The organism is uncultured Winogradskyella sp., assembly GCF_947496485.1.
In the GTDB taxonomy this organism is placed as follows: domain Bacteria; phylum Bacteroidota; class Bacteroidia; order Flavobacteriales; family Flavobacteriaceae; genus Winogradskyella.
The window spans coordinates 1,038,765-1,053,798 of the sequence record NZ_CANMCZ010000001.1 but is presented as its reverse complement, the minus strand read 5'-3'; the positions used below and the strand labels follow the sequence as shown (position 1 = coordinate 1,053,798).

General features: G+C 32.6%; 11 protein-coding genes. 8 read left to right on the top strand and 3 right to left on the bottom strand.

Features of this window, described 5'->3' with window-relative positions; all coding sequences use genetic code 11:
• Positions 1–33 precede the first annotated feature (33 nt).
• From glmS to Q0822_RS04470, 3 genes are read right to left on the bottom strand one after another with little or no spacing between them, the layout of a single operon-like run.
• Entirely contained in the window at positions 34–1,881 is a 1,848-nt protein-coding gene (gene glmS, locus Q0822_RS04480) for a glutamine--fructose-6-phosphate transaminase (isomerizing) (RefSeq protein ID WP_299120677.1), read from the bottom strand.
• Between the two features lie 10 nt (positions 1,882–1,891).
• Positions 1,892–3,598 (bottom strand): DUF4270 domain-containing protein, encoded by a 1,707-nt coding sequence (locus tag Q0822_RS04475; protein ID WP_299120675.1) that lies wholly within the window; start codon positions 3,596–3,598, stop codon positions 1,892–1,894.
• Between the two features lie 8 nt (positions 3,599–3,606).
• Complete coding sequence (locus tag Q0822_RS04470; protein ID WP_299120672.1) at positions 3,607–4,419, bottom strand: glycogen/starch synthase; 813 nt, start codon at positions 4,417–4,419, stop codon at positions 3,607–3,609.
• Between the two features lie 110 nt (positions 4,420–4,529).
• On the opposite strand from Q0822_RS04470, the gene panC reads away from it, so the two are divergent.
• The 8 genes from panC to ileS all read left to right on the top strand — a co-directional run bounded on the left by panC (position 4,530) and on the right by ileS (position 15,030).
• The gene (panC, locus tag Q0822_RS04465) at positions 4,530–5,381 is read left to right on the top strand and encodes a pantoate--beta-alanine ligase (protein ID WP_299120669.1); all 852 of its coding nucleotides are present in this window, start codon (positions 4,530–4,532) and stop codon (positions 5,379–5,381) included.
• Between the two features lie 13 nt (positions 5,382–5,394).
• A complete protein-coding gene (gene panD, locus Q0822_RS04460) occupies positions 5,395–5,745 on the top strand; it encodes an aspartate 1-decarboxylase (protein WP_299120666.1) in 351 nt (116 codons plus the stop codon).
• A gap of 4 nt (positions 5,746–5,749) precedes the next feature.
• Positions 5,750–6,709 (top strand): lysylphosphatidylglycerol synthase transmembrane domain-containing protein, encoded by a 960-nt coding sequence (locus Q0822_RS04455; RefSeq protein ID WP_299120664.1) that lies wholly within the window; start codon positions 5,750–5,752, stop codon positions 6,707–6,709.
• Between the two features lie 41 nt (positions 6,710–6,750).
• Positions 6,751–7,899 carry an alpha/beta hydrolase-fold protein gene (locus Q0822_RS04450; protein WP_299120663.1) on the top strand — a complete coding sequence of 383 codons (1,149 nt, stop codon included), beginning with the start codon at positions 6,751–6,753 and terminating at the stop codon, positions 7,897–7,899.
• Between the two features lie 77 nt (positions 7,900–7,976).
• The gene (locus Q0822_RS04445) at positions 7,977–9,188 is read left to right on the top strand and encodes an alpha/beta hydrolase-fold protein (RefSeq protein WP_299120661.1); all 1,212 of its coding nucleotides are present in this window, start codon (positions 7,977–7,979) and stop codon (positions 9,186–9,188) included.
• Between the two features lie 201 nt (positions 9,189–9,389).
• Entirely contained in the window at positions 9,390–10,748 is a 1,359-nt protein-coding gene (gene radA / locus Q0822_RS04440) for a DNA repair protein RadA (RefSeq protein WP_299120659.1), read from the top strand.
• 113 nt (positions 10,749–10,861) lie between these two features.
• On the top strand, positions 10,862–11,431 hold the full coding sequence (locus Q0822_RS04435) for a Crp/Fnr family transcriptional regulator (protein WP_299120657.1): 570 nt from the start codon (positions 10,862–10,864) through the stop codon (positions 11,429–11,431).
• A gap of 194 nt (positions 11,432–11,625) precedes the next feature.
• Positions 11,626–15,030: an isoleucine--tRNA ligase gene (gene ileS, locus Q0822_RS04430; RefSeq protein ID WP_299120654.1), complete on the top strand. Its 3,405-nt coding sequence runs from the start codon at positions 11,626–11,628 to the stop codon at positions 15,028–15,030.
• Positions 15,031–15,034: the final 4 nt, after the last annotated feature.

Below are 15,034 nucleotides of genomic sequence, written 5' to 3'. Positions count from 1 at the left end.
AAGCCTTATAATATGATTTTTTAACTGGTCTAGCTACTCTACAGTAACCGATTTAGCTAAATTCCTAGGTTGATCAACATTTTTGTCTAACATTACCGCAATATGATAAGATAATAATTGTAATGGAATAGTGGTTAACAGTGGAGTAAGGCACTCTAAAGTCTCAGGTACTTCAATAACATGGTCCGCTAACTCTTTTACACTTTTATCTCCTTTTGTAACAATACCAATAATTTTACCTTTTCTTGATTTTATTTCTTGAATGTTACTAACTACTTTTTCGTAATGGCCTTTCTTGGTAGCAATTACAACAATTGGCATGTTTTCGTCAATTAATGCAATCGGCCCATGTTTCATTTCCGCTGCCGGATATCCTTCTGCATGTATATAAGAAATCTCCTTTAATTTTAAAGCACCTTCTAAAGCTACTGGGAAATTAAATCCACGACCTAAATAAAGAAAATTAGTTGCATCTTTATAAATGTCTGCTATGGTCTGTACATAGCCATCAGATTTAAGTGCTTCTTCTACTTTGCCTGGAATAGTTTCAAGTTCTATAAGATGTTGTCGGAATTCTGAACTTGATATTGTTCCTTTAGCTCTTGCTAGACGCAATGCCATTAATGTAAGTACTGTAATTTGTGTTGTAAATGCTTTTGTGGAAGCTACACCAATTTCTGGGCCAGCATGCGTATAAGCACCTGCATCAGATTCTCTTGCGATTGAAGAGCCAACTACGTTACAAACACCAAAAACAAATGCTCCTTTGGATTTTGCTAGTTTTATAGCTGCTAACGTATCAGCTGTTTCTCCAGATTGAGAGATGGCAATAACAATATCTTTTTCTGTAATAACAGGATTTCTATATCTAAACTCTGAAGCATACTCTACTTCTACAGGTATTCTTGCTAAATCTTCAAAAATATATTCTGAAACCAAACCAGCATGCCAAGATGTTCCGCAAGCTACAACTATAATACGGTCTGCAGCCAAGAATTTTTTCATGTTGTCTTCAACTCCAGCTAGTTTTACCATAGCTTCATTACTTAACAATCGCCCTCTAAATGTATCAGAAATAGCATCTGGTTGTTCATGTATTTCTTTGAGCATAAAGTGGTCGTAACCACCTTTTTCAATTTGCTCTAAGTTGAGTTGTAATTCTTGAATATATGGGTCTACTAGAGCATCATTCTTAATTTTTCGAACTTTTACTTCTTTACCTCTTCTAATGATTGCCATTTCTTCATCTTCAAGATAAATAGCATTTTTAGTATATTCTATAAAAGGTGAAGCATCACTTGCAATGAAGAATTCGTCTTCTCCAATACCTATAGCTAAAGGGCTACCTAATCTGGCAACAACGATTTCATTTGGCTTATTTTTATCAAAAACAGCAATGGCATAAGCACCAACAACTTGGTTTAATGCAATTTGTACTGCTTTTCCAAGCTTAGTGTCTTCGTTTTTCTTTACATCTTCAATAAGATTGACTAATACTTCTGTATCAGTATCTGATTTAAAAGTGTAACCACGCTTTATCAACTCTTTTTTTAAAGAGTCATAATTTTCAATTATTCCGTTATGGATAATTACTAAGTCTCCAGAGTTTGAATAGTGTGGGTGAGAATTAACGTCGTTTGGCACACCATGAGTAGCCCAACGTGTGTGTCCTATTCCAAGAGTACCATTAGTTGATGTTTCTCCTTCTATTCTTTCTTTAAGATCAGAAACTTTTCCTTTAGTTTTTGAAAGTTTAATATCGTTACCATCGTACAAGGCAATACCTGCACTGTCATAGCCACGATATTCTAATCTTTGAAGTCCTTTAATTACAATAGGATAAGCCTCTCTATGGCCAATATACCCAACAATTCCACACATAGGTTAATTTTTAATTATTTGGTTCTGTATAATATATTTCTAAATATACTTTTTTGTTCTCATCTTCAGTATTATTACCATGTAATATTGTACCTCTTGGTGATAGTATTGAACTTATTGGTGCTGTTAAATCCGTATCCTCTAAACTAAGTACATTTCTTTGCAAAAAGGATTCTTCTAAATTCACATTTAAACAAACTGCTAATCCTAATTCTACATTGGTAGAGTCCCTGACTATTAAATCATTTATATGTTCTGTAATTTTTATTTTGTATTTAATACCATTTCCATTTGGTTCATCATCAACACGTTGTAATGGTCCAAGATGATTAAATTTGGAAAACGAAGGTAAACTACTATTTGTTATATCGATATCAAAATCGATTAACGGTGCTTTATTCTCTATTTCATACAAATAAATGCGATTAGGTTCGCCATCTTGCATGTTTGTCGGAGTTTCAACTGCATCTTGATCTACATAAAAAACTAAATTAGCTTCATTAATTAAACGTTTAGATCTCACAAAGTTGCCATCCTCATCAGTTTCTACAAATGCGTTTTTAAATGTTTCAAAACTATTAAATGTGTCATTATCTTCATCAATGTCATCTCCATTAAAAAGCTTTATTCTTGATAATGAGCCCTCACCACCCTTTAAATATAGTCTGCTATCTCCTGTTTCAGAATTACCATTCTCTATTGGATTAGTAAAGTTATTATCCATAAAGTTAATTCTGTTTGGTCCAAAAGTCATTACAAATGTATTCTGTTCAGTTGCATCGGCGTCATCAGTCGTAGAAGCCGTTAAACTTGTGTAATATATAGTGACATTACATACTTCTGATGCCAAATTTGAAATCAAAAAGCTTCCCTTATCATTTATAGGTTCAGCTTTAAAATAAAGCCCTCTGAAATATTCAGAAAAATTATTTTGACTACTCAATACCGGTTCTCCTTCTTTATCAATAATTTTATTTCTCCAAAAAGTAGTATCTAGCTTAACTCTAATTCCTGGTGATAACCTTTGTAAAACTTGAGGCTCAGTGTCATCATCATCATTATCTGGTTCAGTCAGTGTATAGCCTTCTTCGCTGATTTGAATAATATTATCAATGGGTGTTATATTGCCATCTTCATCATATTCTACAAAGCCAATTTCTGTACTTTCTAAAGCACCATTAGAAATCGTTTCGGTTGTTGATGCAGACATGTTTGAATAATAGTTTTGATTGTCATTAAACTCTCCATTAGGATCAAAGTCTCTGATAAAATAATTACTTTCAAATAACCTTAGTTTTATAGGCTCTCTACCGATTACTGAATCTATATTATAAGTTATGATATTATCATCATCAATTTCTGATATTGAACTAAAATATGGTATCGTTAATACTACCGAGTCAATAGCAACTTGTTCTCCAAAAGTAGGATCATAACTTGATGCGTTAAGCTGAGTTAAAATACTAGAAGTGGTTCTACCATATGAGTCATCATAAATACCTAGCGAGTTAAGCGCAAGTCCATCGGTTTGTACAGGTCCGAGTACTTGGGTATAGGTAATGATATCATATTGTTGAGAAAGAATGTCAAAATTCATTGCATTTTCTTCATTGATGATATCAGACTCTAAAGTTGCAAACTCTTCATCGCATGCAATAAAACTTAATAGTATTAAGCTCATTGCCATAATTTGTAGGGCAATTTTTTTATTTTTCATAGGTAAAATTAACTGTTAAGAACAGCATTAGTATAAAACTCTGTGTATGGATCAGCAAATTCTTCAATAGAATGGAAATCTAAAACAGGTTTTTTTAGTTCATTTATATAAGTATCCAACTCTTTAGGTAATTCTTCAGATCCTCTAATTACGGCATCAGAATTATCGATTGCGATTTTCATTAAATTAGTATAGTCTGGTTTCTCTAAAGGCTTAGTTGCTTCAGTATTTATACCATCAAAACTAACTTTATTTAGCATGTCTTTATCTAACGTGCCTTCAAAGCTTTGATTGTATACAGAAGTCACAATTTTACTTTCAGTAAATAAAGGTTCAGTTTTATAAAATTCTTTCAAATACAATGGCAGCAAGGATGCCAACCAACCGTTGACATGAATAATGTCTGGTGCCCAATTTAATTTTTTAACAGTTTCTATAACTCCTTTAGCAAAGAAAATAGCACGCTCGTCATTATCTGAAAACAATTTCCCATCCTCATCAGTTAATGTAGCTTTTCTTTTAAAATAATCTTCATTATCTATAAAATAAACCTGAATGCGTTCTTTAGGAATAGATGCCACCTTTATAATCAATGGCATATCTAAATCGTTAATAACTAAATTAATACCAGAAAGCCTTATTACTTCATGTAATTGATGCCTTCTTTCATTAATATTACCAAAGCGAGGCATAAATATTCGAATCTGACCTCCTTGTTTGTTTACCATTCTCGGAGCTTCAAATGACATTGAAGAAATCTCAGTTTCTGGTAAATATGGTACAACTTCCGAGGACACATACAATATTCGTTTATCTTTCATAAATCTGCTGCTTTTGAAAATTAAAAGTAAAAAACATGCAAAATTACAAAATTTTGGGCAGATTGCTAGTATTATATTATGTTTGCACGCGTTAATTTTTTGTTAGAGTATTGAAAAAATTTCACAATAAAACCGAATTATCAAACCATATTGATGGTTTAAAGACCAATGGCAATACTATTGGTTTTGTGCCAACCATGGGAGCGCTACATAATGGTCATTTATCTCTGGTTAATAAAGGGTTAAGTGAAAATGATGTTGTGGTTGTTAGCATTTTTGTTAATCCTACTCAGTTTGATAATAAAGAAGATTTAGTTAAATACCCAAGAACCTTAGAAGCTGATGTTGCACTGCTGAAAACGCTAAGTAGAAAAACAATTATCGTTTATGCTCCTACTGTTAAAGATATCTATGGTGATAAAATTAAATCACAATCCTTCACCTTTGATGGTTTAGAGTACGAAATGGAAGGTGCTTTTAGGGATGGACACTTTGATGGTGTTGGCACTATAGTAAGACGCTTGCTAGAAATTGTAAAACCAGATAGTGCTTACTTTGGTGAAAAAGATTTTCAGCAATTACAAATCATTAAGAAGCTTGTAGAATTAAACCATATCCCAGTTAAAATAGTTGGTTGTAAGATACATAGAGCTGAAGATGGTTTAGCAATGAGTTCTAGAAATACTAGACTGACACCACAACATAGAACTGTTGCGCCTTTTATATATAAAACACTAAAATCTGCCAAAGTAAAGTTTGGCACAAAAAGTGCTAAATATGTTACGGAATGGGTTGAAAAGCAATTTAAAAAACAGTCGCTCTTAGAGTTAGAGTATTTTATAATTGCAGATATAGAAACCTTAAAACCAGTAAAAAGGAAATCAACAAAAAAGTCATATAGAGCATTTATAGCTGTATATGCAGGCGATATAAGACTAATAGATAATATCGCTTTAAATTAATTATCTTTGCCACATGCAAATTCAAGTTGTAAAATCTAAGATTCATCGTGTAAAAGTTACAGGCGCAGACCTTAACTACATAGGTAGTATTACCATTGACGAAGACTTAATGGAAGCTGCCAATATTATACAGGGAGAAAAAGTTCAGATTGTAAATAACGACAATGGAGAACGTTTAGAAACCTACTGTATTCCTGGTCCTAGGAATAGTGGTGAAATTACATTAAATGGAGCTGCAGCACGTAAAGTTGCTGTTGGCGATACCTTAATTCTTATTACGTATGCATTTATGGATATTGAAGAGGCTAAAGTTTTTAAGCCATCTTTGGTGTTTCCAGATGAAGCTACTAACCTTCTAAAATAGTAAGGTGAAAAGCCCAAAATCCATCCTAAAAGTTGTTTTACCTTTACTCTTAGGAGTTATTTTGGTATGGTATTCTTTATCTCAGATTTCTATTCCTACTTTAGTACAGTACTTTAAAGACGCTGATTACACTTGGATACTTTTTGGTGTTATTATAGGGATTTTAAGTCATCTTTCAAGAGCATATCGTTGGCTTTATATGGCAGAGCCATTAGGTTTTAAGCCAAAGTTTGTAAACAGTGTTATGGCTGTGTATTCGGCGTATCTCATTAATTTTACGATTCCAAGAGCTGGTGAAATTGCTAGAGCTTCAATTTTAACCAATTATGAAGATATTCCTTTCGATAAAGGATTTGGTACTATTGTAGCAGAACGTATAGCGGATACAATTATGTTACTTCTAATAATCGTTATTGCACTGTTTTTAGAGTTTCAATTCATTTATGATTTCTTTATAGATAAATTTAATCCATTGTCTTTAGCTTTAGGTGGTATAGCATTACTAGTATTAGGATTGGCTATATTTTTATTTATAAAGAAAAGCACTTCTATATTTGCATTAAAAGTAAAAAACTTCTTTGCAGGACTTGTTGAAGGTGTATTGAGCATTTTTAAAATGAAAAACAAGTGGGCTTTCATTTTTCATACTATATTTATTTGGGTGATGTATGTGTCAATGTTTTACATAACTACATTTGCATTACCAGAACTAAACAATATTTCAATTGCTGCAGTGTTAATAGGTTTTATACTTGCTAGTTTTAGTATTGCAGCTACAAACGGTGGAATAGGTTCGTTTCCAGAAGCGGTTGTAATTGCATTTTCATTATTTAGTATGGCGGAAGATCCTAGCAGAGCTTTTGGTTGGATTATGTGGTCAACGCAGACTTTGGTTATTATAGTATTAGGTGGTCTGTCTCTAATTTACTTACCAATATACAACAGAAAGAAAACAACATTATAGAAATATTTTTTAACTTGCTTTAATTTTAGTCCATCAATAACATGAAGAATTTTTACATCCTATTTATATTCTGCTTTGTAGCATTAAGTATGCAAGCACAAGCAATATATAAAACTATTGATTCTTATAAACTTGAGGGAGAACGCGAATTAAAAATTCAACTTCCTAGAAACTATGATCCAGAAGAAAAGCGTACCTATCCTGTAATTATTGTTTTTGATGGAGATTATCTATTTGAACCGGTTGCAGGTAATATAGATTATCAATCTTATTGGGAAGATATTCCAGATTGTATTGTAGTTGGTATTAAGCAAGGTAAAACAAGAGAAGATGACTTCTTTTATGATGATGAATCGTTTTTTCCTGCCCACGATGGTGCTTCGTTTTATGAATTCATGGCGGCAGAATTAATACCATACATTGAAGATAATTATAATGCTTCTGATTTTAGAATTATTGTTGGCCATGATTTAGGGGCCAATTTTATTAACTACTATTTATTCAAGGATGTACCACTTTTTAGAGCATTTGTTGCCTTAAGCCCAGATTTGGCACCAGAAATGAAAAATAGACTGCATCAGCGATTATCAATATTGAGTCGAGAAACGTTTTATTATATGGCTACTGCGGATGCCGATGTAAAAGCCTTAAGAACATCTATTGTAGAGTGCGATTCAATTATAAAAACTGTACAAAATGAAAAGTTGTATTACAAGTTCGATAATTTTGAAGATGCGAATCATTATTCTTTAGTTGGAAGAGGAATTCCGAAAGCTTTAAATGAAATTTTCGCACTTTATAAGCCCATAAATGGTAAAGAATACAACGAAGATCTTCTGACTTATGAAGGTTCACCATATGATTATCTTATAAAGAAGTATGAAGACATTGAATATTTCTATGGTTTTGAAAAACAACTAATTGAAAATGATATTAGAGCTGTTGCTGCGGCTAGTAATAAAAGAGATGATGTAGAATCTTTAGAGAAATTAGCGAAGTTAGTTAAGAAAAAATTCCCTGATTCCATGTTAAGTGCTTATTACTTAGGGATGTATTTCGAAAAAGAAGGTAATCTAAAAAAAGCCTTACAGCGTTATAAATCAGGACTACTTTTAGAACCTTCACAATTCATAGATAAAGAAATTATGCTCGAAAAAATGTACGATATCCAAGAAGAAATGGATAAATAAGTGTATTTCATCGAAAAAAATTGACAGCTTGACGATAATTCAGTATGTTTGTTTTCCCAAATTAAACCTACTTAGTTATGAGAAAAGCTATTTTAATAGTTCTTACTTGTCTTATCTGTGCGCCATCTTTTGCACAAACATTTTATAAGGAAATCTCTTCAGAGCGTCTTAACTCGGTCAGAAGAATAAAAATCAAACTTCCAAAAAATTACGATGAAAATTCGGATATAAAATATCCTGTTATTGTAGTCTTTGATGGTGATTATCTCTTTGAACCTGTTATTGGGCAAGTAGATTTTCAAACCTATTTTGATGATATGCCAAGTTCAATAGTTGTTGGTATTATGCAAGGAGATGAGCGTGTTTATGACAGTCATTACGATGCGTTAACAGGTTTACCTATGGACTCAGGACATAGATTTCATGAATTCGTTTCAGAAGAATTACTGCCTTACATAGACAAAAAATATAATACAAGTAAATTTAAAGTTGCCGTTGCTCACGACATTATGGGCAGTTTTGTTAATTCATATTTATTCAAAGAAGACCTTCAGTTTCAAGCTTATGTCTGTATTAGTCCAGATTTTGTGGGCTCATTAAGAAATTTCGTATCTAAGCGTTTAGACATTTCAAAAGAAGATATCTTTTATTATATGGCAACTTCAGAAAAGGATATTCCTGAAATAAGAGAAAAGGTACTTTCTACCAATGCATTAATTAATGAAGTTGAAAATCAGAATGTGACTTATTATTTTGATGATTTTGAAAATGAAACCCACTATACACTTGTTACTGGTGCAATTGCCAGATCATTTGATAAGATTTTTGAGATATATAATCCGTTAAGAGAAAAAGAACTTGAAGAAAAAGTTTTTAACTACGATGGAACTCTAGATAAGTATTTGGTAGATAGATACAAAAGAATTGAAAGACTATTTGGTATCACAAAAGAAATTAGTGAAAAAGAACTCGAAAAAGTAGCCAATGTAGCAGAGCAACGTGAAGACTCTAAGTCTCTAGATAAATTAGGAAAACTTGCAAATAAGCTATTCCCTGAGACACTATTAGGAACTTATTATATTGCCCATTCGGCTGAAATGAGAGGTAAAACCAAAAAAGCAAAGAAAATTTACGAGTCTGCGATGGTATTAAACGATGCCACAAACATTGATAGGGATTATATAGCTGCTAAAATTGAGGAGCTTACTTTAGCATTAGTAGTTGATGTAGAAGATGAAGAATTAGAAGAATTAAAAGAAGAGGAGGAAATCGAAAATGAAGAAAAGTAAAAAAAATATCATATCGACTGACTACTTTTTTGAATCGTTGTATCGTAGAGTAAAAGGGTTCTTATTTTCTAATTTGCCTTCAAAATTAGCAACACTAAAATTTTTGGCAATTGTAAGTTGGTTTAAAGACATCAACTAAAAATATCTTAATTTAGCTGTTCTAAAAATTAAAATGTATTCCTGATTATTCAGGAAGTGAACATGGCTAAAATTAAAACAACTTTTTTTTGTCAAAATTGTGGTAGTCAATATGCCAAATGGCAAGGACAATGTACCTCTTGTAAGGAGTGGAACACCATAGCTGAAGAGGTGATTCAAAAACCTGAAAAAAGCGATTGGAAATCACCAACTTCGACCTCAAAACGAGTTTCAAAACCTTTAAAAATAAATGAGATTGACACGTCTCAAGAAGCACGTTTAGATATGCAAGATGCAGAGTTTAATCGAGTACTTGGTGGTGGAATGGTTCAAGGATCATTAACCCTTTTAGGTGGTGAGCCAGGAATAGGGAAGAGTACATTATTACTTCAAATTGCTTTAAAATTACAATACAAAACCCTTTATGTTTCTGGTGAAGAAAGCCAAAAGCAAATAAAAATGCGAGCTGAACGCATTAACCCAAATAGTAATAATTGCTATATCCTCACTGAAACCAAAACACAAAATATCTTTAAACAAATTGAAACTCTAGAGCCAGATATTGTTGTGATAGATTCAATTCAAACACTTCACAGCGATTATATTGAATCCTCAGCGGGTAGTATTTCTCAAATTAAAGAATGTACCACTGAGCTTATCAAATTTGCAAAAGAAACTGCAACACCAGTTTTATTAATTGGTCATATTACAAAAGATGGACATATTGCTGGCCCAAAAATTTTGGAGCACATGGTAGATACCGTTCTACAGTTCGAAGGTGACCGAAACCATGTATTCAGAATTCTTAGAGCTAACAAAAATCGATTTGGTTCAACTAATGAATTGGGTATTTATGAAATGCAAGGCTCTGGTTTACGAGAGGTTTCTAACCCATCAGAAATATTAATTTCAGAAAAAGACGGCGAACTATCTGGTAATGCTGTAGCAGCTACTTTAGAAGGTATGCGACCTTTAATGATTGAGGTACAGGCTTTAGTGAGTACGGCAGTTTATGGTACGCCACAACGTTCTGCCACAGGTTTTAATGCTAAACGATTAAATATGTTATTGGCTGTTTTAGAAAAACGAGCTGGCTTCCGTTTAGGTGCAAAAGATGTGTTTTTAAATATTACAGGTGGCATCACAGTAGATGATCCTGCAATTGATTTAGCGGTTGTAGCATCTATTTTGTCTTCTAACGAAGATGTGGCTTTACCAAGTGATTATTGCTTTGCTGCTGAGGTTGGCTTATCTGGCGAAATAAGACCAGTTCAGCGTGTTGAGCAACGTATTTTAGAAGCCGAAAAATTAGGCTTCTCAACTATTTTTGTATCTAAATACAATAAAATAGCACTTAAGAAAACGGTAATAAAAATTCAATTAATTTCTAAAATTGAAGATTTGGTTGGTTCTCTGGTTTAACTAGTATTCTTTCAAATCATTCAGAACAACCTTTATAATAGTATATTATAGACATTATTAGGTAAAATAAAAAGAATTTAAGAATTTAAAGACTTAACAGAAATTCTTAATTCATGGACAACCCTAACTTTGATTTTTTAAAATCAAAATTCCATGTTTCTAAAGAGACGTTTTTAATTTTAAAGAATCTGGCTTCAATACGAAAGTTGAAAATTGGAGAAGATATCGTTAAACAAGGCGGAAAAAGTAATAAAATGGGCTTTTTAACCTCAGGATTAATGCGTGCCTACTGTACTTTAGAATCAGGAAAAGAAATTACAAAGAATATTTTTACACCTATTGGTTTTGTAGGTGCATTTTCTTCAATTTTAAAAAATGAATCATCATTATTATGTTATGAAGCTTTAATCGATTCTGTGATATATGAAGTTGATTTTAAAGAGTTTATAAAAATATCTAAGACCAATATTGATATAAGTAATTTGTATAATAGAATACTCGAGTATGTTTTTATAGTATATGAAACAAAACAATTAGAAAGTATGACTTTAAATGCAACCGAAAGGTATTTAGTCTTAAAGAAGCAAATACCTAATATTGATAATCTAATACCTCAATATCAGATAGCATCATATTTAAACGTTTCGCCAGTGCAATTAAGCAGAATAAGAAAAGAATTATAGCTGTATTAACATATGTTAATTGATACTCTATTAATTCAAGTTAAGTTTGTTCTAATATTTATTTATCACAAATAAAAATTAATTAATAGCCCTAACAAGAAAAGCAAACGCTATACGTTTGCTTTTTTTTATGATATAATCCGTCCTTTAAACATAAATTCTTAATTTCGCGGTTCGATAAGAATTTTGATAACATGAGCCAAAAGTTCCCTGAATATAAAGGACTTAACTTGCCAAAAGTTGCAAACGAAGTGAGTAACTATTGGGAAGCCAGTAATATCTTCGAAAAAAGTGTAACTACTAGAGAAGGCAAACCACCATATGTGTTTTTTGAAGGACCTCCTTCTGCAAATGGTTTACCTGGTGTTCACCATGTTTTAGCACGTGCGATTAAAGATATTTTTCCGCGTTACAAAACCATGAAAGGTTTTCAGGTTAAACGTAAAGCGGGTTGGGATACGCACGGTTTACCAATTGAGCTTGGTGTTGAGAAAGAACTTGGAATTACTAAGGAAGATATTGGTACTAAGATTTCTGTAGAAGAATATAACGAAGCTTGTAAAAAAGCAGTAATGCGTTACACGGATATCTGGAATGACCTTACTCAAAAAATGGGTTATTGGGTAGATATGGACAATCCATACATCACTTACAAATCCAAATACATGGAAAGCGTTTGGTGGTTGCTTAAGCAGATTTACGATAAAAATTTAATATATAAGGGCTATACGATTCAGCCCTATTCACCAAAAGCAGGAACAGGATTAAGTTCTCATGAATTAAATCAACCAGGAACTTATCAAGATGTAACTGATACGACAGTTGTTGCCCAGTTTAAAGCAAATGAAAATTCTTTACCAGACTTTTTACAAAATGAAGGCGATATATATTTCTTAGCATGGACAACAACACCTTGGACACTTCCAAGTAATACAGCATTGACTGTTGGGCCAAAGATTGATTATGTTTTAGTTGAAACTTACAATCAATACACTTTTAGACCTATGAATGTGGTTTTGGCTAAAAACTTGGTCGGAAAACAATTTGATGGAAAGTATAAACAAGTTGAGGCCAAACCAGAATTAATAGACTATAAAGAAGGAGACAAAAAAATTCCTTATTACGTGGTTAAAGAATTTAAAGGTACAGATTTAGTTGGTATTACTTACGAGCAATTATTACCATATGCTTTACCAAATGACAACCCTGAAAACGCTTTTAGAGTTATTTCTGGGGATTTTGTAACTACAGAAGATGGTACAGGCATCGTACATACAGCACCAACATTTGGAGCTGATGATGCTTTAGTTGCAAAACAAGCCAAACCAGAAATTCCACCATTATTAGTAAAAGATGATAATGGTAATTTGGTACCATTAGTAGATTTACAAGGCCGATTTAGGCCAGAGTTAGGTGAGTTAGCAGGTAAATATGTTAAGAACGAATATTATAATGACGGCGAAGCTCCAGAGCGTTCCGTAGATGTTGAGCTCGCTATTAAATTAAAAACAGAAAATAAAGCCTTTAAGGTTGAAAAATATAAGCACAGCTATCCAAATTGTTGGAGAACTGATAAGCCAATTCTATATTACCCATTAGATTCTTGGTTTATTAAAGTCACTGATGTTAAAGGTAGAATGCATGAGTTGAATACTAGTATTAATTGGAAACCAAAATCAACAGGTGAAGGCCGTTTTGGTAATTGGTTAGCAAATGCAAATGATTGGAATTTATCACGTTCGCGTTTTTGGGGAATTCCATTACCAATCTGGAGAACAGAGGATGGCAAAGAACAATTATGTATCGGTTCTGTTGCTGAACTGAAATCTGAAATAGCAAAGTCTGTTGAAGCAGGTGTAATGCCTGAAGATATTTTTGCAGATTTTGAAGTGGGTAATATGTCAGAAGAAAACTATGAAACTATTGATCTACATAAAAATGTTGTAGATAAAATAGTTTTGGTTTCTGAATTAGGTCAACCGATGAAACGAGAAAGTGATTTAATTGATGTATGGTTTGATTCTGGTTCTATGCCTTATGCACAATGGCACTATCCATTTGAAAACAAAAATCTCATTGATAAAAATGAAGCTTTTCCAGCAGATTTCATAGCAGAAGGGGTAGACCAAACACGAGGATGGTTTTATACACTTCATGCAATTGGAACAATGGTTTTTGATTCTGTGGCATATAAAAATGTAGTCTCTAATGGACTCGTTTTAGATAAGAATGGACAAAAGATGTCTAAGCGCTTAGGTAATGCTGTAGATCCTTTTGAAACCTTGTCTAAATATGGTGCAGATGCTACACGTTGGTACATGATTAGTAACGCTAATCCATGGGATAATTTAAAATTTGATAGTGATGGTATTGCTGAGGTAAGTCGTAAATTCTTCGGAACACTATATAATACTTATTCATTCTTTACACTATATACCAATATTGATGGCTTCAACTATAGTGAGGCTGATATTGCAATAGAAGAACGACCAGAAATTGATCGTTGGATTTTGTCTGAATTGAATACTTTGATTCAAAAAGTGGATGATTATTATGCAGAATACGAGCCAACAAAAGCAGCTAGAGCAATTTCAGATTTTACACAAGATTATTTAAGTAACTGGTACGTACGTTTGAGTAGAAGACGTTTTTGGAAAGGGGATTACCAAACTGATAAAATTTCAGCCTACCAAACACTCTATACTTGTATGGAAACAATCGCTAAGTTGGGTGCTCCAATTGCACCATTCTTTATGGATCGTTTGTACTTAGACTTAAACTCAGTTTCTGAAAAAGAAAATTTTGAAAGTGTACATTTAGCAGAATTCCCTAAAGTGAATTCAGTTTACATTGATAAGGTTTTAGAACGAAAAATGGAGAATGCACAAACAATATCTTCATTGGTTTTATCGTTGAGAGCTAAAGAGAAGATTAAAGTACGTCAGCCACTTCAGAAGATTATGATTCCAGTTGATAGTCAGCAACAAAAGGAAGAAATAGAAGCAGTTTCAGATTTAATAAAACACGAAGTGAATATTAAGGATATTGAACTTTTGGAAGATGCTTCGGATATATTAGTAAAACAAATCAAACCAAACTTTAAAGTTTTAGGACCGAAGTTTGGCAAGGATATGAAGTTGATTTCCAGTGTCGTAAGTGCTTTTAGTGCTGATGATATTAAAAAAATCGAGCAAAATGGTAATATTGACGTTGAAATTAACGGAAAAAATATTATTTTAGGACTTGATGATGTGGAGATTACATCACAAGATATAGAAGGATGGCTTGTTGCTAATGAAGGTTCATTAACGGTAGCTTTAGATGTTACCATTAGTGAAGAATTACGTAAAGAAGGGATTGCTCGTGAGCTTGTTAATCGGATTCAAAATTTACGTAAAGACTCAGGATTTGAAGTTACCGATAGAATAGATGTACAACTTCAAAATGATGTACAAGTTAAAGAAGCTGTCGCTTCGAATGAAGAATATATTAAATCAGAAACATTAACTGAAGATTTACAAATTATGGACAACGTAAACAATGGTATAGAAATTGCTTTTGATGAAGTCAATACCAAACTGTTTATTCAAAAACATTAATAAA